We start from the raw sequence: 24,190 nt of genomic DNA on the forward strand, positions 1-24,190 counted from the left end.
GGTGACAGCGCGCCGAACACACCCCGCGAAGGGGTGGAGAACCAGCGGTGAGCTGCTGGTGAGCGCTGCGGGTGTTTCCCGGCTTGTGACAGTGGTTCGGGGCCGTCCACGGATCGGATTGGAGAGATTTCTGGATTCCCCGGATCGGCGTCCTCGTAGCCTGGGCAGCATGTCGACGCCGCACTCGTCCACCGACCGCATCCGCGCGATCGACGCCTGGTGGCGCGCCGCGAACTACCTCACCGTCGGGCAGATCTACCTGCTCGACGACCCGCTGCTGGAACGGCCGCTCGAGCCGTCCGACATCAAACCGAGGTTGCTCGGTCACTGGGGCACCTCGCCCGCGCTCAATCTCGTGTACGCACACCTCAACGCCGTGATCAGCGAGACCGGCCGCGCCGTCCTGTACATCTGCGGCCCCGGGCACGGTGGTCCCGCGATGAACGCGAACGCCTGGCTCGAGGGCACCTGGAACGAGCTCTACCCGGAGATCACCTCCGACCCCGAGGGTCTGCGGAAGTTCTTCAAGCAGTTCTCGTTCCCGGGTGGCATCCCGTCGCACGCGGCACCGAACACCCCCGGTTCGATCAACGAGGGCGGTGAGCTCGGCTACTCCCTCGCGCACGCGTACGGAGCGGCCCTCGACAACCCGGACCTCGTCGTCGCGTGCGTCGTCGGTGACGGGGAGGCCGAGACCGGTCCGCTGTCGGCGTCGTGGCAGGCACACACGTTCCTCGACCCCGTGTCGGACGGGGCGGTCCTGCCGATCCTCAACCTCAACGGCTACAAGATCGCGAACCCGACGGTCCTCGCGCGCATCCCGGACGAGGACCTCCAGGCCTACTTCCGCGGGCTCGGCTACGAGCCGATCGTCGTCGACTCCGGCCGCGTCGATCACGACCCGTTCGCGGTGCACGCCCTGTTCGACGGCGCCCTCCGCCGGGCCTTCGCCACCATCGACGACATCCAGGCCGCCGCCCGCGCACAGGCCGCCCGTGCCGCCGCCGGCGAGATGGCCGGCGCCGCGGACCTCCGCCCGCGCTGGCCGATGATCGTCCTGCGCACACCGAAGGGCTGGACCGGCCCGAAGGTGGTCGACGGGCAGCAGGTCGAGGGCACCTTCCGCGCCCACCAGGTGCCGCTGCCGAACGTCCGCGAGAACGACGAGCACCGCGAGCAGCTCGAGGAGTGGATGCGCTCTTACCGGCCCGAGGAGCTCTTCGACGCGGACGCCCGGCCGATCGGTCTGCTCGGGACGATCCGGCCGGCCGGTGACACCCGGATGAGCGCGACCCCGCACGCCAACGGTGGCCGGATCCGCACTGCGCTCGACCGGCCGGGGCTCGAGCGCTTCGCCGTTCCCGTCGGAGAGACCGCTTCCGCCACCGGGACGCTCGGGCCGTGGGTCGCCGAACTCATCCAGCGCAACCCGTCGGACTTCCGGCTGTTCGGCCCCGACGAGACGATCTCGAACAAACTCGATGCCGTGTTCGACGTCACCACCCGGGTCTGGCGCGCTCGCCGGGCCGAGGGCGACGAACACATGGCCGCGCGCGGTCGGGTCATCGAGGTGCTCTCGGAACACCTGCTCGAGGGCATGCTCGAGGGATACGTGCTCAGCGGACGCCACGGCGTCTTCAACACCTACGAGGCGTTCGCCCACATCATCGACTCGATGGTCGGCCAGTACGCGAAGTGGCTCGAGGCCGCGACCGACATCGACTGGCGCGCACCCGTCTCGAACCTGACGATCCTGTTGTCCTCCCACGTCTGGCGCCAGGACCACAACGGCTTCTCGCACCAGGACCCCGGGTTCCTCGACGTCGTCGCTTCCAAGCAGCAGGACCTCATCCGGATCAAGCTGCCCGCCGACGCCAACACGCTGCTCGCCGTCGCCGCGCACGCGATGGAGACCACGGACCGCATCGAGGTGATCGTCGCCGGCAAGCACCCCGAACCGGTGTTCCTGTCGCTCGAGGACGCCATCGCGCACGCCGACGCCGGCTTCGGCGTCTGGGACTGGGCCGGGACGGAGCAGACCGTGGGCCGCACCGACGTCGTGCTCGCCAGCGCCGGGGACGTCCCCACCGTCGAGACCCTCGCCGCCGCGGACATCATCCGGAAGCACGCCCCGGACGTCGGTGTCCGTGTGGTCAACGTCGTGGACCTGCTCTCGATCGGCGACCCACGGAAGCACGAGCACCCGGCATCGGACGAGCGGTACGACGAGGTCTTCCTGCCGGGTACGCCGGCGGTCTTCGCCTTCCACGGCTACCCCTCGCTGGTCCACAACCTGACGTACCGGCGGCACGGGCACGACGACCTGCACGTCCACGGCTTCCTCGAGCAGGGCACCACCACGTCCCCGTTCGACATGCTCATCCGCAACGAGATGGACCGCTACGCCCTGGCGCACGACGCCCTCACCCGCGTCGCAGACGGCAGCGGCCGGTTCGCCGACCTGCTCACCGCACTCACCGATGCGCGGGCCGCCGCCCGTGAGTTCGCCTACACGAAGGGCGAGGACCACGAGGCGGTCTCCGGATGGGAGTTCACCGGCTGGCCGCAGGACGAGCCGTCCGACGGCGGCACCGGCGGCGATCCGGGACGTGGTGAGACCGAAGGTGCGGCACCCGGCAACTGAACGGGCAGCTGAACAGACTGTCGGTCCGGAAGGCGAGCCGGTCAGCGGGCGCCCGGCGACGCCGGTCTAGGGTTGGCCGGTGCAGTCGTTCTCCGTCCGGTCGCTCGTCGAACACCCGGCGCTCCGGTTCCTGGTCGTCGGCGGTCTCGGTTTCGTCATCACGATGGGCATCAACTACGGGTTGAAGTTCTTCGTCATGCCGCAGCACCCGGTGACCGCCCTGGCGATCGGCATCACCGTCGCGACCGTCGTCTCCTACTTCCTCAACAAGAAGTGGTCCTTCGGCGACCGCGGTGAACTGCGCACCGGACACGAGCTGCTGCTGTTCCTCGTCGTCAGCCTGATCGGCATCGCGCTGAACTCGGCGCCGCTCTGGATCTCCCGGTACGTCTTCGGACTCGAGGTGCCGAACGTGTCCCTCGCCGGGCAGGAGCTGGCCGACTTCATCAGCGGGCCCGTCATCGGCACGCTCATCGCCATGGGCTTCCGGTACTGGGCGATGAACCGCTTCGTCTTCCCCGCCCGGCCGGCCCCGCTGGACGCGTGACCGACTTCGTCGTCCCGGCCCCGGGGCTCCCGTCCGTCCCCACCGCGACCGGCGGCCGGTTCCCGGTGCGGCGCATCCACTGCGTCGGGCGCAACTACGCGGCCCACGCGCGCGAGATGGGACACGACCCGGACCGCGAGCCGCCCTTCTTCTTCGGCAAGCCCGCGGACGCCGTGACCACCGACGGCGCTGACACCCCGTACCCGACCCTCACCGCACAGCTGGAGTACGAGGTCGAGCTCGTCGTCGCACTCGGAGCCGGTGGCCGGGACGTCGCGGTCTCCGCTGCCCTGGACCTGGTCTGGGGCTACGCGGTGGGCATCGACCTGACGCGGCGTGACCTGCAGGCTGAGGCGAAGCGGCTCGGGCGGCCGTGGGACCTGGCGAAGGGGTTCGACGCCTCCGCACCGATCGGCACGATCGTCCCCGCCGCCGGCGTCGACCCGAGTGCGGGCAGCATCACCCTGCACGTCGACGGGGAGCTGCGGCAGTCCGGTGACCTGGCCGACCAGATCTGGTCCGTCGCCGAGACCATCGCCGTGCTGTCGCGGGCGGTCCGCCTCGAACCCGGCGACCTGCTCTTCACCGGGACCCCGGACGGCGTCGGCCCGGTGTCCCGCGGATCGGTGCTGCGCGGGGCGGTCGCCGGCGTGGGCACGGTCGAGACGCGGATCGTCTGAGCGGGAGACGCGATGCCGTTCCGGTACCCGGAACTGCAATCCAGAACATCAGTGGTACGGTCGGTGCACCGCACTGAGGAGGTGAGCACATTGAGCATCGACACCATCACGGCAGAACTCGCGGACGACCGCTTCGTCTCCACGGTCCTCCAGCCCTGGGCACACGCCTGATCGACGTCCGGCATCGGGGCGAGCGAGAGCAGCCCCGGATGAGGGAACACCGTGCAACAAGCGAGACAACGGCGCGTCCTCGAGCGCGCAAGGGAACTGACCGCGGCCAACAGCCGTGGGGCGTTGGAAGCCGTGAGTCCCGCCCTTCCTCGGCGGCTCGCGTTGGCTTCCGTGACCACCCCGATGAAGCACCGACCGGAACAGGTCCCGAACTACCTGACGGACCTCGGTGTCAGAACGAGCCCTGAACCCGCACAGTTCTTCTCCCTCGCGCAGGTCCAACTCGGCGCAGATCCCATCGTCGAAGACCCGCTCGGAGACGCTGCTCCGTTCGCAGCCCGGTGGGACTCCGGCGAACTCAGCGAGCAAGGTGCCATCGCAGAACTCGACGCAGTCGTCTCGATCGCAGGCTTCTGGTCGACGGCGGCAGAGATGGCCGAGGAACTGCTCAGCAGTCGACGTCGTCCGGCCATGGCCCGGCTGCGCGGCTGGCTGGGGTCGGCACTGGCGAGCCGACGAACCGCCCTCGCTGAAGTGTCGTTCCGGTCCGTCGGGTCAGCGTTCGACACCACACCAGACGTGATCGCAGCAGCGCACATCCGGATCGCTGCGATGCGCATCAAACGCGACCGGGACACCGGAGGTGGGGTGGCGGCACTCGCAGAACTCGACGTCTTGCTCGAGCGATGGGTTGGAGAGAACCTCATGTCCGACGGTGACGGGAACGCGATGCGAGCGACAGCACGCAACCTCCACGCGCTCGCCTGTTCCATGAACGGTGAACTCGAGCGGGCCAGAGGACTCCTGGGGGTCGCCGCCAGGGAAGCCCGCACCGGGGATCTGGTCTCGGTCGAGCCGGACCAGCGTGCCCGCTACGCTGCTCAGATCGACCTCAACGCAGTGCAGGTCGCCGCGATGTCGGACGGATGGTCGGCCGCTCTGGAGGGCGCACTGACCCACGTCCAGAACGTGTCGCAAGCGCATCGAGGATCACTGCCGGAGGCATTGTCGTACGCCGCCTACGTGGCCTACCGAGCGTCCGACTTCCCGCGGGCTGCGTCCTGCGCCGAACGGGCCGTCGTCATGCTCGGGGGCGAAGGGGCTCCACTGCGCCTGTCGAGTGCGAGGAAGATCCTCGCCGCGGCTCTCGACGCTGCTGGTCGAACGGCCGCGGCGCAGCGGGTGATCGAACGGCACGGCGAGGACCCGCTCGGTGCATCTGCACACAGATCGGGCGCTGAACTTGACTGAAGCTCTCGCACTCCAACTGGACTCCGTGACCCGGAGGTTCGGGCACGGCGCCGGCGCGCTCGTCGCCGTCCACGAAGTGGACCTCCCGATCGCGCGAGGTGCGGTCGTGGCGGTACTCGGCCCGAACGGTGCTGGGAAGACGACCACCATCAAGATGGCCTCCACCCTGCTGCAGCCGTCTTCCGGCTCGGTCTCCGTCAACGGTGTCGATGCCGTCCGGACGCCGAAACAGGCGCGGAAGCACCTCGGGCTCGTCCTGGGCGGCGACCGCGGTTTCTACATGCGAGCAAGCGCTCTGGAGAACCTCCGCTTCTTCGCAACCCTCGCCGGGCTCCCCCGGCGGAGTGTCGAAGCGAAGGTCCGGGATGCGCTCGGCCTCGTCGGCCTCGTCGGACGCGAACGTGATCGGGTGGAGACGTACTCGCGCGGGATGAAGCAGCGGCTCCACATCGCACGCGCCGTTCTGAACGACCCGGTCGCCCTGCTCCTCGACGAGCCCTCCATCGGTCTCGACCCGGAAGGCGCGAGAGACCTCCGTGACCTCGTCCGACGCCTTCGCTCGAAGGGGTGCGGGATCCTCCTGACGACCCACCACCTTCAGGAGGCCGATGAGCTGGCCGACGAGCTCGTGGTGATCACGGGCGGGAAGACGGTCGCGCGAGGGTCGGCGCGGGACATCGCCTCCCTCGGCGGTGTCGACAGCGCCATCACCCTGTGGACCGCCGATCTCGGGATCGGCGAGGAACGCATGCTCGCGCATCCGCAGATCGCCGCGGTCGTCCCTCGGGAAGACGGGCGTGGCTACCGCGTCGATCTCATCGGACACGGCCTCGCACCGACTGCCGACTTCTTCCGGTCGCTGGAGATCACACCTGACTGGTCCGTCCAACGGGACGTCACGCTCGAAGAGGCCTACCTGGCGTTCATCACGAAGGTCGGAGCGGCGTGAGGACGCTGGCCCTGCTCACGTGGTTCCACGGGCGGCAGCTGCTCCGCATCCCGTTCTTCGCACACCAGTGCGTCTCGTCCGCCCTCGTGTTCGAAGTGCTGCGGACACTGGGGCTGTCCGGGTTCGGCCGCGCAGTCCCCCACGACCTGTGGTTGGTCGCTGGCATCGCTGGCGTGTGGTCGACGACGACCCTGGCCGTCGGGATCATCGGCTTCCAACGGTTCCAGGGCACGCTCGAGCACATGGCGATCAGCACGCTCCCGCCCGGGATCGTGTTCGGGAGCCTCGCTTCCGCAGCGGCGCTCATCGGTCTGGTGGGATTCCCGTTGACCCTCGCAGCGCAGTTCGTCACCGGCGGTCATCCGACCGTGACGGGCGGAAGCGTCGTCGTGATCGCCGCCTGCGTCATCGCGTGCAGCGCGTCGGCGTCCGTCCTCGCAGCGGTGTTCGTGGTCCTCCGCGGGGCAACGGTCTACGAGTCGTTGATCGTGACACCCGTCTGGTTGGCCTCCGGTGTGGTGATCCCGCTCGGTGCTCTCCCGGACTGGATCGTTCCGGTCGCCTACCTCTTCCCGATCACCTCCGCCGTGTCCGCCGCCGATCAGCCCGACCTGATGACCACCGTCGCGTTCTCCTTCCTCACGGCCGCGACTTCTGCCGTGTGGTTCGTCGCGGCCGGGATCGCCATGCGCGCGGCCGTCCGGAGGGCGACCATCTCCGGGACCCTGGGTCTGAGCTGATGCGAGGGTTCGTGAACGCCATGGTGATCGCAGTGCGGGCCCGGCCGGAGTTCCTGAACGGTCCGACGGTCTTCGTTGTCCTCATCGGGTCCCCGACGCTGCTCGCTGCGCTCTACCTCGCGGTCGCGTCCGCGAGCGGCACATCGAGCATCGAGCCGCCGGACGCGGTCGCTGCGGGCCTGGCGGTGGCTGGCGTCATGTCGACGATGTCGTCGTCCTCGCTGCTGAGCGCGGATCAAGTGCACGCGACCCTCCCCTTCATCGTGATCGCGCCAGCGAACCGCGCGCTGGTGTGGACTGCCCGCGTGTTCGTCGTGACCAGCATCGGGGTGGTCCAGGGAATCGTGAGCGTGGTCGCGAGCTTCGCCGTCACGAGGAACGCCCCCTCGATCGCCCAGGCCCTCCCGGTCTTCGGGCTCATCGTCCTCGCCGCCGTCGTCTCGGTCGGCCTCGGCCTGTCGATCGCCGCGCTGGGGCTCGTGCTCCGCGACAGCATGCTGGTCCCGAACATCGCTGAGCAGGGGCTGACCGTGCTGTGCGGCGCGGTCGCGCCGGTGGCGACGCTCTGGTCGCCCCTGCAGTCGATCGCCCAGGTCCTGCCCGTCGCACACGTGGTGGCAGCAGGGAGGGCAACGGCGACGGGCGGTCCACCGCTCCTGATGGAGTCCTCCCTCTCGGTCATCGCCGGGATCGCGTGGGGCGTGGTCGGGGTCGCGATCTGGCTGGTCCTCGAACGTCATGCACGCCGAACGGGTGCGATCGAGTCCATGTCCATCGGATGACGGGTGGCTCGTCGACCCGGCGGGCTGGGAGCGTTCGGAGACACCGGGCGTAGAACCGTGCCTGACGCTGCGTCGGAGCCCGGGGGACGGGTCGAGGCAGCGATCCGCAGACAGGGTGTGCAGCAGCTGCAACGACGCAGTGGAGCACGTCCGGATCATGGAGGTGATCCGGTGGAGGAACACGACCTGCTCGCCACGTCCTGGACGTGGGCTGGCCGCGAATCCGTCGACGAGCGTGTCAGCGCCGTCGGCCGAGCCGGGTTCTCCGGGCTCGCACTCGCACTCGACGACCTGCACGAGGTCCGTGCCACCACCGGGTTCGCCGCACTCCGGCGGATGCTCGACGACGCCGGCGTGGTCTGGGTCCAGGTCGGCACGCTCGGGGACTGGTGGCGCCGCGGTTCCGAGCACGACGCCGACCGCGGGGTGCTCCTCGAGGCTGCTGCGACCCTCCGCGCCTGGCAGGTCGTGGTCCGCGCCGACCACGCCGTGCCGGCCGTGCCGCTCCCCCGCATGGCCGAGGCATGGGACCGGCTCGCCGTCCAGAGTGAGGGCGTCGGGGCACGACTGGTCCTGGAACCGGAGCCGTGGTCGAACCTGGCCACTGCGGAGCGGGCCTCCCGCTTCGTCGCCGCCGGGCATCCGAACGGCGGACTGCTCCTCGACGCGATGCACGCGCTCCGCGGCGGCTCGACCCTGGCGTCGATCGGTCAGGGGGTCGTCCCGTCCACGCTCGCCGCCGTCGAACTCAGCGACGGACTCCTGCACATCCCGAACGGCATGACGCTGGCCGACGAGTCCCGGAACGGTCGCTACCTGCCCGGCACCGGGGCATGGGACCTGCCCGGGTTCGTCCGCACCGCCCGCGGCCTGGGCTTCGACGAGCCGTGGGGTGTGGAGGTCCGCACGCCCGCGCTCCGGGCGATGCCGCTCGCGGAGGCGCTCCGGGTGGCTGCTGCCGCGACCCGCGCCGTGCTCGACGCTGCCGATGCGCACGGTGGCACACCCGCACCGGCGATGCCGACCTCGCTCGCGCCGACCTCGGCGGTGGACTACGACGCACCGGGGAGTCGTGGTGTCCCGGGTTTCCCCGGCGTCGAGTTGCCCCGTCGAGCCGATCCAGCGACCTCCGCGTAGCGTGGCGGCCATGACTGATCAGGGACACCCCGGCAACGACGACGCGCTGCAGGCTTCGCAGGAGGCCATCGACGAGGCGAAGGCGGCTGCGGTCGACGCCGGCCATGCGGATGAGCGGGCTGCAGCCGAGGAGGACCTGCCGCTGGAGTCCGGCGGGGCACCCGCGGACGGCCCCGCCCCCGCAGCCTGACCTCTGGTCAACCGGTCAGGCTCGGCCGGAGCGTCAGTCGTCGACCTGGTCGCCGAGGAAGTCGGCGTAGGTGGCTTCGTGTTCGGTGCCGCCCGCGTCCACCATCCGGCGTTCGCCCGTGCAGCCGGCGGGCCCTGATGCCGACGTGCCGTCCTGGTCGTCCCGCTGGTCTGCGTCCGTGTCTCCGCGCTGCCCCTGGGTGAACGGCGGGAGGTACTTGCTCGCGTCCATGTCGCGTCCTTCCGTCCCGAGGACCGTAACAGCCACCCTCGGCCTGGCGTCGGTCCTCGGCGTGATCGTCCCCCGCGTGCGACGACAACGGGGGACGGAAGTTCGCCTGCGGCGGACCTCATGCCTGTGCATGCGGATTCCGGAGTCCGCATGGCGCGTGATGCAGTCCCGTCACTCCCGCACGACGTCGCCCGGCTCCTTGTCGCTCCGCCAGCCACGCCACGACGGCTGCCGGAGTCGTCCGTCGCCCGTCCACTCCGCGAACTCGACTTCTCCCACGCGCTCGGGCCGGACCCAGTGCGCGTCCCTGGCGTCCGGTCGCGGGACGTCGACGAACGGTGGAGCGTCCTGCTCGAGGTCGGCGAGCACCGCCCCGATCTCGTCGAGGTCACGGTCGCGGAACCCGGTCCCGACCTTGCCCACGTAGACCAGACCGTCGTCGCCCGGGATCCCGAGCAGCAGGGACCCGATGCCCCCTTCGCGGCGACCGGCCCCGGGCTTCCACCCACCGACGACGACCTCTTGCGTCGCGTGGTGCTTCAGCTTCACCCAGGACTCGGAGCGGCGACCCTCGACGTACCGCGATGACCGTTTCTTCGCCACGACACCCTCGAGCCCTCGCTTCCGGGACTCGGTCATCGCCGCGGCGAGGTCGCCGTCGAACTCGGACGGGACGTCGATGGCGCCGCCGGGTTCGACGACCGTGCGCAGGGCTTCGCGCCGCGCGGTGTACCCGAGCCGGGTGAGTTCGTGCCCGTCGGCTTCGAGCACGTCGAACAGCAGCAGGTGCACCGGGGTCGCCGCCCGGGCAGCGCTGACCTCTCGCGGTCTCGTCAGTCCCATGCGGTTCTGCAACAGCTGGAACGACGGGCGCCCGTGCTCGTCGAGCGCCACGATCTCCCCGTCGAAGACCCCGTCCACGCCGGCGTGCTGGGCGAGTTCCTGCAGCTCCGGGTACTGGTCGGTCAGGTCGTTCCCGTTCCGGCTGCGGAGCCGCACCGTGCCGTCGCGCACCGTGGCCAGGGCGCGGACGCCGTCCCACTTCATCTCGAACGCCCACTGCTCGGGGTCCAGAGCGGGCTCGCCCTTCTGCAACGACGCCTGCATGGTACGGCGTTGATCCGGCACCGTGTCCGACTCGGCAGCCCGTTCGATCCGCGATCCGGCAGCCGGTCGTCCGGAGTCGGAGCTGGCACCGGTACTGGCGGGCTGGTCGCCGTCGGCGGTCGGCTGGTCCTTCGTCCGGTGGATGAGCCAGCTCTTCTCGTCCCCGGACCGACCGCGCCCACGACCACGGGTGTGCAGGAGCGCGAGTCGGCGGACGCCGTTGGTCCGGCCGTGCAGGGTGACGATCACCTCTTCGTCTTCGCGCCACTTCTCGAGCTCGTAGGTGCCGTCGTCCCAGATCGTCACCGTGCCACCGCCGTACTCGCCCGCCGGGATGATCCCCTCGAAGCCGCCGTACTCCAGCGGGTGGTCCTCGGTGTGGACGGCGAGGTGGTTGGCACCGGGGTCGGTCGGTTCGCCCTTCGGCAGCGCCCAGCTCACCAGGACACCGTCGTGCTCCAGGCGGAAGTCGTAGTGGTTGCGGGTGGCGTGGTGCTCCTGGATGACGAAGGTGGGGGTGCCGTCGGTCCGGACGGTCGGGGACGCCTGCGGAACGGGCTCCGGGGTCTTCGCCGCGTCGCGCTTGGCGCGGTAGGTCGTCAGGCGGTCCTGCGGATCCACGCGGTCCTGGGGATCCTGACGTTCCTGCATCGCCTGGCGTTCGCGGCGCTCGCGCTCGTTCACCTCCTCGGTCCGGGTGCCGTCCCAGTGCCCGGAGTCCGCACGCCCGACCCCGAGCGCAGCGGCGGCGACCGGGTGCAGCAGGTCGCCGAGGTCCGGCATCCGCTCGAGGACCTGGTCGAGGGTCAGGTGCGCCAGCCCGGGTTCGGTCAGCTCCTTCCACGTCCGGGGTGCCGCGACCGTCGGGTGCGAGCGGCCGCGCAGCGAGTACGGCGCGATCGTGGTCTTGTTGCCGTTGTTCTGCGACCAGTCGACGAACACCTTGCCGGCACGCTCAGCCCGGCTCATGGACGACAGCACCAGGTCGGGCATGTCCTGCTCCAGCGCCTTCGCCAGCTCGTGGGCGACATCGGACACCTGCTGGGCGCTCGCCGTGCCGTCGAGGGCCGCGTACAGGTGGATGCCCTTCGACCCGGAGGTCACCGGGTACGGCTCGAGACCCATGCCCTGCAGCACGGCCCGGGCCGCCACCGCCACCTCGACGCACTCGGCCAGGCCGACGCCGTCCCCCGGGTCCAGGTCGAGCACGAGCCGGTCGGGGTTCTGGTGCCCTCCGCGCGGGCCGAACCGCCACTGCGGCACGTGCAGCTCCAGCGAGGCCTGCTGCGCCATCCACACCAGCGTCGGCAGGTCGTCGACGACGGGGTACTCGACGTCGTGGTGCTCGTGGTGGATGGTGTGGTGCCGGATCCAGTCGGGTGCCGAGTCGGGCAGGTTCTTCTCGAAGAACACCTTGCCGTCGACGCCGTTCGCCCAGCGCTTCCGGGTCATCGGGCGGCCGGTGACATGCGGGATCATCCACGGGGCGATCCGCTCGTAGTAGGCGACCACCTGCCCCTTCGTCGTGCCGGTCTCCGGGTACAGCACCTTGTCGAGGTTCGTCAGCGCGAGCCGCCGGTCCCCCACCTGCACCGTCGTCTTCTTGGCGACCGGACTCACAGCGCGACCCCCGTGGCACCGCCGACCGTCAGCGTGGTGCCCGACGTGTAGGACGACTCGGGACCGGCCAGGTAGACGTAGGCGCTGCCGAGCTCGACGGGCTGCGCCGGACGGCCGAACGGGGTGTCCTGCCCGTAGGCCGCGATCTCGTCACCGGGGTAGCTGATCGGCTGCAGCGGGGTCCACACCGGGCCGGGGACCACGGTGTTGGCCCGGATGCCCTTCGCCGCGAGCTGCCGCGCGAGCCCGTTCGTGTACGTGATGATGGCGGCCTTCGTGGCGGCGTAGTCGATCATCCGGTCCTGCGGCTCGTACGCCGACACCGAACTCGTCGTGACGATCGCGCTGCCCGGGGCCAGGTGCGGCACCACGGCGCGGGTCAGCCAGAACAACGAGTAGAGGTTGACCTTCATGGTGCGGTCGAAGTCCTCGGTGCTCTGTTCGGTGATGTCCGCGTGCACCTTCTGGTGTCCGGCGACCAGGACCAGCGCGTCGAGTCCCCCGAGCAGGTCGACGGCGGTACGGACGAGTTCGGTGCAGAACGCCTCGTCCGTCAGGTCGCCGGGCAGCATCACCGCCGTACGCCCGAGGTCGGCGACGAGGTCGCGGACCTCGGTGAGGTCGTCGATCTCCTCCGGCAGGGCGTTCAGGGCGACGTCGGCCCCTTCCTTCGCCATCGCGATCGCGGCGGCTCGGCCGATGCCCGAGTCGGCGCCGGTGACGAGGACGCGGTACCCACGCATGCGTCCGGTGCCCTGGTAGCTCGTCTCACCGTGGTCGGCGGGCGGGTCGAGTTCCGCCGCTCGCCCGGACCCCTGCTGCGTCTGCGCGGGGAACGGCGGCCGTGCGTACTGGTCTCGTGGGTCCTGCTTGTCGAGCTGGCTCATGGGCCCATCGTGCTCGCGGAACCGGACCGGCGACACAGGAGTGGCGACGTCCGTGGAGAACGCGGGACGTGCCTCCCGGCCGTGGAGGGGGAGACGTGCGCCGGGGCCGAGCGTCAGTCGGTCGAGACGACCCGGTGCCGAGTGCTGAGGAGCCGCCGTGCCGCGCCACGCCGGCGGTAGGACCCCACCAGGCCGACCGTCGCGACGACCGCCCACACGAGGACCAACGCCCAGTCCGCGCCGTCGCCGTCCAGCGCGGAGCCGGCCCAGAGGAGGGTGACCACCGCGGCACCCCACGCGCTGACCAGGCGCCCCGTGGTCTCGTCCTCGAGCTGACGGACCCGCGGTCGCCACACCGCGTCCGGGACCTCCTCCGGCACCCGGCCGGACCGCAACCAGGAGCCGGTCTCGACGACGGCGGAGCGCCCGCCACGGGACCACCACCGGCGCAGCTGCGCCACCGGCAACACCACGGCGAGCGCCACTCCGATGACCACGACGGTGACCCAGGGGAAGGGACCGTCGATGAGCACCCCGACCACGACCGCGATCCCCGCTCCGAGGAGCACCATCAGTCCGAGCTGCACCCACCCGCCGAGGTCCAGCCGATCGTCCACTCCCGCTGCCGCTTCCCCCGTCATGGGCGGCGACGATACGCCGGTCCCGACCCCACCGCACCTGGCGATCCGCTCGGAACCGGGAGCGGTGACCCGTCCGCACGAGCATCATGAGCGCATGAGGTCGATCTGGAAGGGCTCCATCGCGTTCGGGCTCGTCAACGTGCCCATCAAGGTCTACGCGGCGACCGAGACGCACGACGTCTCCCTGCACCAGATCCACGACGAGGACAAGGCACGCATCCGGTACAAGCGGGTGTGCGAGCTCGGGCACGAGGTCGAGTACGGCGACATCCAACGTGCCTACGACGACGGTGAGAAGACGGTGGTCCTCACCCCCGACGACTTCAAGCAGCTGCCGCAGGAGCAGTCGCACGAGGTCGAGGTCCTGGAGTTCGTGCCCGTCGACCAGGTCGACCCGATGATGTTCGAGAAGACGTACTACCTGGAGCCGGACTCCCGCTCCCCGAAGGCGTACGTCCTGCTCCGGAAGACGCTCGAGCAGACCGACCGCCTGGCGATCGTGCAGTTCACGCTCCGGCAGAAGACGCGGCTCGGGGTGCTCCGCGTGCACGACGACGTCCTGCTGCTGCAGGGGCTCCTGTGGGGCGACGAGGTCCGTGCTGCCGACTTCAAGGCCCTCGACACGTCGGTCAAGGTCAGCGCGAACGAGCTGAAGATGTCGTCGTCGCTCGTCGAGAGCATGTCGACCGACTTCGACCCGGACCGCTACACGGACGAGTACCAGGAGGAGCTGCAGCAGCTCATCGACGCGAAGCTCGAGGCGGGCGACGATGTCGACACCGCGGAGACGTTCGGCAAGGACGAGTCGGACGACGACGACACCGGTGGGGACGTCATCGACCTGATGGCCGCACTGCGCGCGTCCGTCGACAAGAACCGCGGGGGCGGAGCCCGGTCGGGAGGCTCGGGGTCGCGTTCCACGTCCGGCTCGCGATCGCGCACGGCCGGTTCCGACGACGACGCGGACGACTCGTCCGACCGGAAGCCGGCGGCGAAGCGGGCCTCGGCCGCGAAGGCCCCGGCGAAGGCGGCCCCGGCGAAGGCTCCGGCGAAGCGGTCGACCGCGAAGAAGGCCCCCGCGGAGGACGAGCCGGCTGCAGAGAAGTCGGCCGCGAAGCGGGCGCCGGCGAAGAAGAAGGCGAGTTGAGGGCCTCCCGGCCGGAGACGCTGACGGCTGCTCAGCTGCCCTGACCCGACCCACCCGTCCGCCGTCGCAGGACGAACGGCAGCGTCGTCCACAGTGCAGCCGTCCCGATGAAGACCGCGGCACCGCCGACCAGTCCGCCGCGGTCGCCGAGCACCACGTCGAAGACGAACAGCACCGTCCCGGCGAACAGCAGCGCACTGGCGAACAGGGCGACGAGCAGGATCGCGCTGCCGGCCCGGACCAGCTCGTGCTTCTGTCGCTGCCGGAACACCAGGCGGTGGGTCGCGACCGCGGACAGCGCGACCACGGTGACGACGACGGCCAGGACCACCAGCACGAGGTAGGTCGTCTCCTGCAGCTCGGTCAGGGAACGGAAGCGCTGCTGGAACGGCAGGGTCAGGAGGAACCCACCGAGGATCTGCGTGCCGGTCTGGACGATGCGGAGCTCCTGCTGGATGTCGGCCCAGTTCCGGTCCCAGCGCTCCGCCGAGGTCTCGTTGCGCCCGCGCTCCGTGCCGCGGGGCTCGCTGTCGGTCGTGCTCATGCGCCGAATGTACGCAGTGTCGTCGTCACCGCCCGCAGCCGGGCCGTCATGCGCGTGTTGACACGAGCAGCGGGACACTGGACGGATGATTCCACAAGAGCCTGGCAGCCTGTTCCCATCGGCACGGCCTGCCCGCCGCTGGCGCGTCGGTCAGGAGCCGGCGACGGGGGCCCAGTCTCCACCCGAGATCACCGGCCCACCCGTCACCGTGTCCATCACCCGCCTCGTCGAACCGGAGCGCATCCCCGAGGTCACGCTGTGGGTGCAGTCGGGCGTGAACCTCGCCAACCGGTACCCGGGCTTCCTCGGCTCCGGGTGGGTCCGGTCCACGGCGCGGTCCCGCGAGTGGCACATGCTCTACCGGTTCGCGGACCACGACTCCCTGTCCACGTGGGAGGTCTCGGACGACCGCCTGCGCTGGCTGGACCTCGGTCGGGACCTGGTCGTGGAGTCCCGTGTCGAGAAGCGCACCGGCATCGAGGGGTGGTTCGACGTGCCGCAGGACGCCCCGGCGTCGAGCGCGCCGCCGCGGTGGAAGCAGGCCGTCAGCATCTGGCTCGGGTTCTTCCCGGTCAACCTGGTGTTCACGGTCCTGGTCGGGTGGCTGCTGCCGTCGTTCGCGGGCCTGGCCGCGCTCCCCCGGGTGCTCGTCACGACGCTGGTGCTCACACCGATCATGACGTTCTGGGTGCTGCCCTTCGTGACGAAGCTCATCCGCCCCTGGCTGCTGGCGCCGCCCCGCCGTCCCTGATCGCGAAACGCAACGTCGACGGCTGCCCGCAACGCAGTACCCTCGCGCGCCCTCGCCGACGTTGCGTTTCGCGGGGGTGGCGTCTTGCGGGGGCACAGGGCCAGCGGGCCGCGCCGGAAGCGGCAGCGCGGGTGGCGAGCGGGGCGGAGGTGGCGTCGTGGGTCTGCCGGAGTGCGGCCCAGCCCGCGGTCACGTCGATCGACTCCGGGTCTTCGATCGGTGCGGCGAGCACGTGCTGCGCCCAGGGCACGGCGTCTCCGGGCAGCCGCAGCTCCGGCGGGAACGCGCCGGTGTCCGCGGTGGAGGTCCGGGTGGGCGCGGCGGCATTGCTCGCCCGGTCCGAGGACCGCAGCGACATGAAGGCGACGTGGCGCGGCGGGGTGCCCGCGCTGATCGTGGTCGCCGCCGCCCAGCAACCGTGGTGCACCGTTCTGGGACGGTGGTCGATGTGGCACGAGGACTTGCTCAGGCGCACAGGTACTGTCTGCTCTTGTCGGACAGCAGCGGCACGCGGCTCGCGCAACGACCACTTCCTCAGGATCCTGCCGTCGGGCGGTTCCGTCGCCGCCGCGAGCCACGGCCACGGCCACGGCCACGGCCAGCCGAGGTGATGATCGCGGTGATGCAGATCACCACCCCTGCCATCAACCAGTCGCGGACTGTGCCCAGACCACCGGTGGCCGCGACGATGATCACGGCCGTCAGGACCGCAACCGGGAAGCAGGCGGCAACGACATTCGGCAGGAACCGGCCGGCGGACCAGGCTGCTCCGAAGAACGCGGCGACACACAGTGCGATGAGGAGGTCGGTCATCGAGGATTCCTTTCCAGAGTGAGCGGCGTCGACGAGTCCAACTCCCGACGCAGCAGAGCTGCGAGACGAGCGGATGCGGGCCACACGGTGAGTCGAACGGTGTGCCGCCCGCGGAGTGTCACGGTCTGCGTGCCGCGCTGCCTGGAGAACCCGACCCACCGGGACACGTCGACCGAGTCCGCCCTGACCACCCACACGGATCGGAACAGCGTCCCCCGCTGTGCGATGACCCACCGGCCGCCGGACGCACTGGTTGCGACCCGGATGTGACCGATGTGGCTGTCTGCCGCTCGGAGCAGGAGGAACGCCGCGGCCACAGCAACCAGCGCGAGCGGAGCCAGGGTCACAGACACGACGGTGGCGAGGAGCAAACTCCCCGCGACGGCGACCAGCACGACGGGCAGGGCTCGAGTTCGACGAGACCCGTCGACCAGATCAGCGGACGGCAGACCGGTGAGGAAGCGGAGCATCTCGACGGCTTGCGGCATGCGGGTCAATGGCAGCAAGAGGTTCCGGGTCACGAGCCCGCTGCCTCCTCGAACGACGGCACGGAGGACGACGCGGTTCCCGAGAAGCATCAACACGGGTCTTCGGAACTCGTACGCTGCAACGTCCTCCGACACGACGACACGCTGCTCCCTCTGCGCCAGCCCCGCGGCGAAGACCAACTCACCGCTCGGACTGCACGTCACTGAGAAGCCTCGGTACCGGACCCACGCGACGGTGGACCCGTAGACCAGGCTCCCGACGGCAACGATCCCGACGGCAAGGCCGGACACCACAGGATCGAGCCGAGCGATCTCACGCACGGATGGCAACACCGTTCTGGAGAGACCGAACCAGGGCAGGATCTCGGATGCGGCGGAGTAGACGCTCGGCAGGAAGAAGACGAATGCGCCGGTGCAGACCCCGATGAGCACGAAATCGGACGGTCGGAGAGGTGGAGTCACGACCCGTCCTGGCTCGGACTCCAAGATCGGCGCGACGTCGAGTACCTGTCCGGGGTCGAGCAGACCTGGGGTGGCCCGCTCCGCCCGGCTCTGACCGTGGAGCCGCACGAGGCGCGCAGCCTCGCCGGTCAGGAGGTCCTGGATCGTGACGGACGCCATCTCCGATGCCCGCAGTGTGATCCGGAGATCCGCGACACCGAAGGTGCGCTGCACCAGTGTCTGACCGACGGTCACGCTGACGACGGACCGCCACGGGAGGCGCTTCTCCTCGCGGCCGACGAGTCCTCGGAGGACCGTGATGCCGCGCCTGTTCGCCGCGTACCGCACGGTGCACCAGCCGGAGAAGACCTGCACCAGCCGCGTGTAGCCGTAGTAGACCAAGACGACCAAGAGCACCGTGTCCCAGGCAGATGGGAGCGCCGCCGTCAGCGTCACGCCGAACCCGACCACCAGCCAAGCGGATCGCATCACGACCGCGGCCCGGACGAGCAGGGAACGCGGGTGGGGACGACGAAGTGGAACACGATCAGACATCGTCAGCCCCGAGTTGCATCAGGCGCTCGACGTCCATGTCCGACATGGGCAGGAGCGAGACTTCCCGCGCTGGGGTGAACAGCACGCACTTGGCGACGCAGAGGTGCTGCAGGAGCGGACCCGCTTGACGGCGGACCAGCGTGATCTTCGATCCGGGGATGTGATCCACTGAGCGGAACACTGCTCCCCGGTACACGAGCACGCCCCCCGGAACGATCTCGACACGGAAGTTACGGACTGCGACCGGGATGACGAGCACAGACTCGATGACCGCACTGAGCAGAGCAAGTGCAGCCACCACCCAGCAACACGTTCGCCACGCCCCGGATGCCCAGACCGTGCAGAGGATCGCTCCTCCGGCGACGATGATGCCTCCCGCCCAGGCTTCGATCCGACCGACCATCCTGGCTGCGATCTCCGCCGCTCGCAGCGACTCACGGGCCTCGAAACCTCCGCGCCGTTCACCGCCGGCGGTTCGATGTCGCGTCACGGTACTGCTCTTCGAGGGTCTGGGCTTCGGAGACGAGGTGCGACAGCACCGCCCCGGAGGACAACGCCGTCCGGAACACCCGCGCTGGCTCCATCCCTCGCACCAGGATCGAACTGTCGGCGGTGACGACCACGTCGGCTCCGGCTGCCGTCAAGGCGCGGACGAGTTCCCCAGCCCGCGACTCCGCGCGGAGCCGGACCGAGTTCCGCGCCGGACTCCGGCCGTCGAGTGGGGACAGAGAACCGTTCGTCAGGAGCACCACGCGGGTGGCGATCCGCTCCATCTCAGCCATGAGATGCGAGGAGAGCAGCACGGCTCGTCCGGAACTGGCGAAGCCCCGGAGGAGTTCGCGCATCCAGAGCACCCCGTCGGGATCGAGACCGTTGAGCGGCTCGTCCAGCACCAGGACGTCCGGCTCATCGACCAGCGCCAGGGCGAGCGCGAGCCGCTGACGCATCCCGAGCGAGAGGTGCTTCACGCATCGGCGCTCCGCATCGCTGAGCCCGACGGTTGCCAGCGCCGCCTGCACAGAACCGCGGCGTACTCGACCGCGGGAGTACAGGTGTGCGATCACCAGGTGTTGACGACACGTGAGCCTGTCGTCAAGCCACGCCGGGTCGAGGAGCGCGCCGATCCGCAGAGGACCGTCCGTGGCATCTCCGAATTCGACGACGCCAGCTTGCGCCGTGTCGATACCAGCGACGATCCGGAGGAGGGTGCTCTTCCCGGAGCCATTCGCGCCGAGCAGTCCAAGTACCTCGCCAGGGCGGACTTCGAGGTCGAGGTCCGTGAGCACCTGGTGCCCCCCGAACCCTTGACGGACGCCGATGAGTCGGACGATGGGGTTCATCGGATGCCCCACCGTCGGATACTGACCAGACCGGCGATGAGGAGAGCGGTGTCCAGTCCCACGAATCGGAGGACGGCGGTCCCTTGCGTCGAGGGCTCCAACAGCGCAGCAGTGAGCGTCACCGGCGCGAACTGCAGGACCGAGACGCTGATACTCGGTGCCCATATCCCAGCGATCGCCACGAGGAGCGGCAGCGCCCAGACGACGGCCAAGTAGACGAACACTGCGGGGACGGGCGATCGCATGAGCATGCCGATCCCGGCGCCGAGCAAGACGAACAGGAGATGCAGGGCCGGGAGCGCCAGCCACGCAAGCGGCGATGCACGCAGGACGTCGTCTGTGCGAGAGGCCGCGAGCGGCACGAGCAACATCACCACGGCGAGCCCTGTGAGCACTCCTGCGGTGGCCAGCACCGCAGTCTTCGCGACGAAGACGAGCGTGCGATCGTTCATCTGCAGGAGTGTCAGTGCGAACTGACGGGATGACAGATCAGCCGCGGTGAAGAGCGCTGCCGCGAGTCCCAGGAAGAACGGGCTGACCTCTGCGCCCGACACAGCTGCTCGCACGACCGTCGCCGATGCCGCGGCCGGTGCGAGGACGAGGACCTGCCCCGCGCCGAGTGCGAGCGCTCCCAGGACGGCGATCGCCAGCAGAGCCATCTGGGAACGCAGGCTCACGAGCCGGTACCCCTCGCCTCGCCACGATCGCGACCATTTGGATCTGGTCGCCGCGTAGGTCGCCCGCCGTGTCATCGTTCCCACCCTCGAATTCCGGTCTCCGCCGCCCGGGAGATCCGGGATGGACACAACGTAGCCGATTTCGCGCGACGTGTATTGCTCACGCCACCTATCAGAATCCTGTATTTGACTTCGAGCGCGCCAACCTGCCACGGTCGTGCTCACCGCACCGACTGCGGTCGGGGAGACGCGTGCACGCGGGGACCCGGATGAAGCGAAAAACGAATCGAAGGGGGGCACAGCCATGGCTGTGTTCGCACGGATCCTCCAGCTGCTGGCGAGGTACGGAGCGCGGGCCGTCGCATGGGCGAAGGCCCACGTCCAGCAGGTCCTGAACTGGATCAACATCGGACAGGCGATCGACTGGATCGTGTCGAAGATCAAGCAGATCCTCGGCATCCGCTAGCAGGACGGCGAGGCCCGCCTGTTGCGGAGCCGGCCAGCGCCTGCGTTCGGGGAACCGAGCGCAGGCGCTGGCCTCGTTCGTGAGGGGAGACAGACGTCAGCTGCCACCCGGAGCGGTCAGCCGAGGACCGACAGCTGGTCCAGCCGCTCGAGGATCACGCCCTCGCGCAACGCCCACGGGCAGATCTCCAGCGCGGGCAGGTCGAAGATGTCCAGGCAGGCCTCGGCGACGAGCGCCCCCGGCACGACCTGGTGCGCCCGGCTCGGCGAGACCCCGGGCAGCGTCCCGAGCTCGTCGACCGACATGGTCAGGAGCGACGGCAGCCGGTCGCGGAGCACCGCACCGTCGAGCAGCCGGGGCACGAGCGGCCCTGCGGCAGACGGCGCTGCGCCGCAGATCCGGGCGATGGAGCGGAACGTCTTCGAGGTCGCGACCGCACGGTCCGGAGCTCCGGACCGCAGGAGCCGCCCCGCTTCGCGGGCGATCTCGATGCGGACCTCGTGCCGGACCCGACGCAGCTCGTCCTGGCTGGGGGTGCCGGCCGCGAAGTACGTGCGGGCCAGCCGCGCGGCACCGATCGGCATCGACCAGGCGACGTCGGGCGCCTCGTCCGCGCCGCCGGCGATCTCGAGTGACCCGCCGCCGATGTCGAAGACCGCGAGACGGCCGGCGGACCAGCCGAACCAGCGGCGCACGGCCAGGAACGTCAGGCGGGCCTCGTCCGACCCGGAGAGCACGGCGAGTTCGACACCGGTCTGCTCCTGCACGTGTGCCAGGACCGCTTCGGAGTTCACGGCGTCACGTACCGCGGAGGTCGCGAACCCGAGCATGTCCTCACAGCCGCGGTCCTCGGCGACACGGACGGACTCGGCCACGAAGTCCGTCAACGCGTCGATGCCCACCGGCGTCACCGCACCCCGGTCGTCCAGGTGCTCCGCGAGTCGCAGTGGTCGCTTGAACGACGACGCGGGCAGCGGGGCTGCGCCGCCGTGGGCGTCGACGACGAGCAGGTGACCGGTGTTGGAACCGATGTCGAGGACTCCGACGCGCATGCGCCCACGCTAGTGGTCGGGCGGGAGGCCCCGGATCACGTCCCGAGGAACGCCTCCAGCTGCGCGGTGGTCGGGTAGGACGCCTGTGCGCCGACACCGGTCGCCGCGTACGCACCGACACCGGCTGCGAAGCGCGCGGCCTCGACGAGCGCGTCCCCCGCGGCGAGCCGGAGTGCGACCGCCCCCATGAAGGCGTCCCCACACCCCGTGGTGTCGACCGCGTCGACGGGGACAGCGGGGACCTCGACCGGCGCGGCGTCCCCGTCGTGCACGACCGAGCCGTCGCCGCCACGGGTGACGATCGACCGGGCGACGCCGTGGTCCCCGAGGGCGGCGGCTTCGTGCTCGTTGACGAGCAGGACGTCGGTCAGGTCGAGGAGCTCCGGTGGGACGTCGCCGAACGGGGACAGGTTCGTCAGCACGGCCACCCCGGCAGCGTGTGCGGCACGGGCGGCGGCGAGCACAGCCTCCATCGGGACCTCGAGGCACAGCCCGAGGACGGCGGCGTCCCGGAAGAGGTCGGCGGGCAGGTCCTCGGCCGAGAACGTGGCGTTGGCGCCGCCGGAGATGACGATGGTGTTCTCGCCGCGGCCGTCGACCGTGATGACGGCGGTGCCGGTGGCCGTCCCCGGCCGGACGACGACGTCCCTGGTGTCCGCACCCGAGGCCGCGACGGATTCGCGGAGCAGTGTGCCGTTGCCGTCGTCGCCGACCGCGCCGACCATGCGGACGGTTCCCCCGAGCCTCCCGGCCGCGACGGCCTGGTTGGCGGACTTGCCCCCGGGCAGGATCGCCAGGTCGGACCCGTGCAGGGTCTCCCCCGGCTGCGGGAAGCGCTCGGTGCGGACGACGAGGTCCGCGTTCAGCGACCCGACGATCACGATGGTGTCGGTCATCGGACGGTCTCCTTCTGCGGGGTGGCGGCCGTGGTCTCGGCACCCTCGGGACGGGGGATGAGGAACGAGGTCGCCAGGGCAGCGGTCGTGATCACGGCTCCGAGCAGCATCCCACCGGAGTACCCGGCGGTGCCCGAGGAACCGCCGACCCCGAGCGCGATCTGCAGCGCGGGCAGCACGGCGAAGCTGACGCCGGCGCCGAGGTTGAACGCGCCGGCGTTGAGTCCGGGCAGGAACCCGGGGTTCGAGTCCGGCGACAGCACGATGCCCAGGCCGTTGAGGATGATGTTCGCGATGCCGGCGTACGTGATGCCGATGAGCACGGTCGCGACGACGAGTACGGGCAACGAGTGCACGCCGACGATCGCCATCAGGATGGTCGCGACGATGCTGCCGACCAGCCCGACGCGCAGGACGGCCCGGTAGCCCAGCGTCGGGGCGAGCCGACCGGCGAACGGCCCGACGATCCAGCCGACCAGCGCGTACGGCGTGAGGAACACGAGGGAGGCGAGGTCGGCCTCCATCCCGAAGCCCGCGTCCCCGTTCTGGGCGAGCGAGGTGACGAGCCCGTTCACCACGGCGAACACGCCGGTCATGGTGAGGAACGTGGTGGCGAGGAGCGCCCAGGTGGCCCGCCGTCGGAGGAACCGGGTCTCCACGAGCGGTTCCCGCACCCGCGACTCGACCGTCCAGAACACGGCGAAGGCGACGAGGGCCAGGACGATGCCGCCGATGACGACCGCCGGGTCCGCGTCGCCGAGCTTGCCCGCCTCGTTGAACGCGGTCAGCAGCGCGCCGACCGAGACCACGAGCGGGACGACGCCGACCCAGTCCATCCGGGTGCCCTCGGACGGCTTCGACTCCACGCCCCAGATGGTGACGAGTGCCAGGGCGATCACAGTGACGACGGCGATGACCCAGAAGATGCCGCGGAAGCCGAAGTGGGTCGCGATCCAGCCGCCGGCGAGGGCGTCGATGCCCGCGATGCCACCGTTCACCGCGGTGAGCAGCCCGAGGGCGGCGCCGTAACGCTTCGGGTCCCGGATCTCGTTGCGCAGCACGAGCAGGCTGATCGGGACGACCGGGCCCGTCACGCCCTGGATGATCCGGCCGGTGAAGAGCATCGGCACGTTCACCGCGAGGGCGGCGACGACACTGCCGACGACCATCACCGCGAGCATCCCGACCAGCACGCGCTTGCGCCCGACGATGTCCGACAGCCGGGGCAGGAACAGGGAGAACAGCGCGGCGAGCGTGAAGTACAGCATCTGCGAGAGACCGATCGTCGCGTCGTCGGTCCGGAGCTCGCGTGCCATCGTGACCAGCGCGGGGCTGAGCATGCTGGCGTTGAGCTGGAACGCGATGCACGCGGCGAGGAGCGCTGCGGTGAGCGCGCCGATCGACTTCGCCGGCATCGACTTCGTCGTCGAGGGGGTGCTCATC

Annotated in this window: 25 protein-coding genes; 12 read left to right on the plus strand and 13 right to left on the minus strand. The window is 70.3% G+C overall.

Annotated features, from left to right (window positions below; all coding sequences use genetic code 11):
* Positions 1-169 precede the first annotated feature (169 nt).
* From DEJ31_RS14380 to DEJ31_RS14420, 9 genes are all read left to right on the plus strand, one after another.
* Positions 170-2,644 carry a phosphoketolase gene (locus tag DEJ31_RS14380; protein WP_111122195.1) on the plus strand — a complete coding sequence of 825 codons (2,475 nt, stop codon included), beginning with the start codon at positions 170-172 and terminating at the stop codon, positions 2,642-2,644.
* Between the two features lie 79 nt (positions 2,645-2,723).
* Positions 2,724-3,191 (plus strand): GtrA family protein, encoded by a 468-nt coding sequence (locus DEJ31_RS14385; protein ID WP_111044535.1) that lies wholly within the window; start codon positions 2,724-2,726, stop codon positions 3,189-3,191.
* Positions 3,188-3,871 (plus strand): fumarylacetoacetate hydrolase family protein, encoded by a 684-nt coding sequence (locus DEJ31_RS14390; RefSeq protein WP_111122196.1) that lies wholly within the window; start codon positions 3,188-3,190, stop codon positions 3,869-3,871. The genes DEJ31_RS14385 and DEJ31_RS14390 overlap by 4 nt, the downstream gene beginning before the upstream one ends.
* A gap of 342 nt (positions 3,872-4,213) precedes the next feature.
* Positions 4,214-5,293 (plus strand): hypothetical protein, encoded by a 1,080-nt coding sequence (locus DEJ31_RS14395; RefSeq protein ID WP_110904849.1) that lies wholly within the window; start codon positions 4,214-4,216, stop codon positions 5,291-5,293.
* A 25-nt stretch (positions 5,294-5,318) separates the two neighbouring features.
* Positions 5,319-6,242, plus strand: a complete 924-nt coding sequence (locus tag DEJ31_RS14400) for an ABC transporter ATP-binding protein (protein ID WP_258366321.1) — start codon at positions 5,319-5,321, stop codon at positions 6,240-6,242.
* On the plus strand, positions 6,239-6,982 hold the full coding sequence (locus DEJ31_RS14405; protein ID WP_181433540.1) for an ABC transporter permease: 744 nt from the start codon (positions 6,239-6,241) through the stop codon (positions 6,980-6,982). The genes DEJ31_RS14400 and DEJ31_RS14405 overlap by 4 nt, the downstream gene beginning before the upstream one ends.
* Positions 6,983-7,002: 20 nt before the next feature.
* Positions 7,003-7,764, plus strand: coding sequence for an ABC transporter permease (locus DEJ31_RS14410; protein ID WP_181421687.1), 762 nt, complete (start codon positions 7,003-7,005; stop codon positions 7,762-7,764).
* Between the two features lie 171 nt (positions 7,765-7,935).
* The gene (locus DEJ31_RS14415) at positions 7,936-8,901 is read left to right on the plus strand and encodes a sugar phosphate isomerase/epimerase (RefSeq protein WP_181427397.1); all 966 of its coding nucleotides are present in this window, start codon (positions 7,936-7,938) and stop codon (positions 8,899-8,901) included.
* 10 nt (positions 8,902-8,911) lie between these two features.
* The gene (locus tag DEJ31_RS14420; protein ID WP_146236822.1) at positions 8,912-9,091 is read left to right on the plus strand and encodes a hypothetical protein; all 180 of its coding nucleotides are present in this window, start codon (positions 8,912-8,914) and stop codon (positions 9,089-9,091) included.
* Positions 9,092-9,124: 33 nt separating this feature from the next.
* Here the strand turns inward: DEJ31_RS14420 and DEJ31_RS14425 are convergent, their stop codons facing one another.
* From DEJ31_RS14425 to DEJ31_RS14440, 4 genes are all read right to left on the minus strand, one after another.
* A complete protein-coding gene (locus DEJ31_RS14425; protein WP_111122199.1) occupies positions 9,125-9,322 on the minus strand; it encodes a hypothetical protein in 198 nt (65 codons plus the stop codon).
* A 171-nt stretch (positions 9,323-9,493) separates the two neighbouring features.
* Entirely contained in the window at positions 9,494-12,049 is a 2,556-nt protein-coding gene (locus tag DEJ31_RS14430; RefSeq protein WP_111122200.1) for an ATP-dependent DNA ligase, read from the minus strand.
* A complete protein-coding gene (locus DEJ31_RS14435; RefSeq protein WP_111076750.1) occupies positions 12,046-12,936 on the minus strand; it encodes an SDR family oxidoreductase in 891 nt (296 codons plus the stop codon). The genes DEJ31_RS14430 and DEJ31_RS14435 overlap by 4 nt, the downstream gene beginning before the upstream one ends.
* Before the next feature lie 113 nt (positions 12,937-13,049).
* Positions 13,050-13,577 carry a hypothetical protein gene (locus DEJ31_RS14440; RefSeq protein WP_146236821.1) on the minus strand — a complete coding sequence of 176 codons (528 nt, stop codon included), beginning with the start codon at positions 13,575-13,577 and terminating at the stop codon, positions 13,050-13,052.
* A 94-nt stretch (positions 13,578-13,671) separates the two neighbouring features.
* On the opposite strand from DEJ31_RS14440, the gene DEJ31_RS14445 reads away from it, so the two are divergent.
* Positions 13,672-14,724 (plus strand): Ku protein, encoded by a 1,053-nt coding sequence (locus DEJ31_RS14445; RefSeq protein ID WP_110904840.1) that lies wholly within the window; start codon positions 13,672-13,674, stop codon positions 14,722-14,724.
* Positions 14,725-14,755: 31 nt separating this feature from the next.
* Here DEJ31_RS14445 and DEJ31_RS14450 read toward each other — a convergent pair whose 3' ends face one another.
* Entirely contained in the window at positions 14,756-15,268 is a 513-nt protein-coding gene (locus DEJ31_RS14450; protein ID WP_111122201.1) for a DUF6328 family protein, read from the minus strand.
* Positions 15,269-15,476: 208 nt separating this feature from the next.
* Here DEJ31_RS14450 and DEJ31_RS14455 point away from each other — a divergent pair, with 208 nt between their 5' ends.
* The gene (locus DEJ31_RS14455) at positions 15,477-16,019 is read left to right on the plus strand and encodes an antibiotic biosynthesis monooxygenase (RefSeq protein ID WP_258366322.1); all 543 of its coding nucleotides are present in this window, start codon (positions 15,477-15,479) and stop codon (positions 16,017-16,019) included.
* 534 nt (positions 16,020-16,553) lie between these two features.
* Here the strand turns inward: DEJ31_RS14455 and DEJ31_RS14465 are convergent.
* From DEJ31_RS14465 to DEJ31_RS17310, 5 genes are all read right to left on the minus strand, one after another.
* Positions 16,554-16,832, minus strand: a complete 279-nt coding sequence (locus tag DEJ31_RS14465) for a hypothetical protein (RefSeq protein ID WP_110904837.1) — start codon at positions 16,830-16,832, stop codon at positions 16,554-16,556.
* Entirely contained in the window at positions 16,829-18,232 is a 1,404-nt protein-coding gene (locus DEJ31_RS14470; RefSeq protein WP_181433541.1) for a PH domain-containing protein, read from the minus strand. The genes DEJ31_RS14465 and DEJ31_RS14470 overlap by 4 nt, the downstream gene beginning before the upstream one ends.
* A 76-nt stretch (positions 18,233-18,308) precedes the next feature.
* Positions 18,309-18,806: a hypothetical protein gene (locus DEJ31_RS16960; RefSeq protein WP_146243163.1), complete on the minus strand. Its 498-nt coding sequence runs from the start codon at positions 18,804-18,806 to the stop codon at positions 18,309-18,311.
* Positions 18,778-19,656, minus strand: a complete 879-nt coding sequence (locus tag DEJ31_RS14480) for an ATP-binding cassette domain-containing protein (RefSeq protein WP_181421684.1) — start codon at positions 19,654-19,656, stop codon at positions 18,778-18,780. Before DEJ31_RS14480 ends, DEJ31_RS16960 begins: the two co-directional genes overlap by 29 nt.
* Positions 19,653-20,333 carry a hypothetical protein gene (locus DEJ31_RS17310; RefSeq protein WP_181421683.1) on the minus strand — a complete coding sequence of 227 codons (681 nt, stop codon included), beginning with the start codon at positions 20,331-20,333 and terminating at the stop codon, positions 19,653-19,655. Before DEJ31_RS17310 ends, DEJ31_RS14480 begins: the two co-directional genes overlap by 4 nt.
* A 304-nt stretch (positions 20,334-20,637) precedes the next feature.
* Here DEJ31_RS17310 and DEJ31_RS14485 point away from each other — a divergent pair, with 304 nt between their 5' ends.
* Positions 20,638-20,799 (plus strand): aureocin A53 family class IId bacteriocin, encoded by a 162-nt coding sequence (locus DEJ31_RS14485; RefSeq protein ID WP_110904833.1) that lies wholly within the window; start codon positions 20,638-20,640, stop codon positions 20,797-20,799.
* A gap of 116 nt (positions 20,800-20,915) precedes the next feature.
* Here DEJ31_RS14485 and DEJ31_RS14490 read toward each other — a convergent pair whose 3' ends face one another.
* Genes DEJ31_RS14490 through DEJ31_RS14500 form a run of 3 tightly spaced genes read right to left on the minus strand, consistent with a single transcriptional unit; the run spans position 20,916 to position 24,189 of the window.
* Positions 20,916-21,851 carry a Ppx/GppA family phosphatase gene (locus DEJ31_RS14490; RefSeq protein WP_110904832.1) on the minus strand — a complete coding sequence of 312 codons (936 nt, stop codon included), beginning with the start codon at positions 21,849-21,851 and terminating at the stop codon, positions 20,916-20,918.
* Between the two features lie 35 nt (positions 21,852-21,886).
* Positions 21,887-22,747, minus strand: a complete 861-nt coding sequence (locus DEJ31_RS14495) for a ribokinase (RefSeq protein WP_111122203.1) — start codon at positions 22,745-22,747, stop codon at positions 21,887-21,889.
* On the minus strand, positions 22,744-24,189 hold the full coding sequence (locus tag DEJ31_RS14500) for an MFS transporter (RefSeq protein ID WP_111122204.1): 1,446 nt from the start codon (positions 24,187-24,189) through the stop codon (positions 22,744-22,746). Before DEJ31_RS14500 ends, DEJ31_RS14495 begins: the two co-directional genes overlap by 4 nt.
* Between the last annotated feature and the right edge of the window lies 1 nt (position 24,190).

The organism is Curtobacterium sp. MCPF17_031 (assembly GCF_003234035.1).
Lineage (GTDB): Bacteria > Actinomycetota > Actinomycetes > Actinomycetales > Microbacteriaceae > Curtobacterium.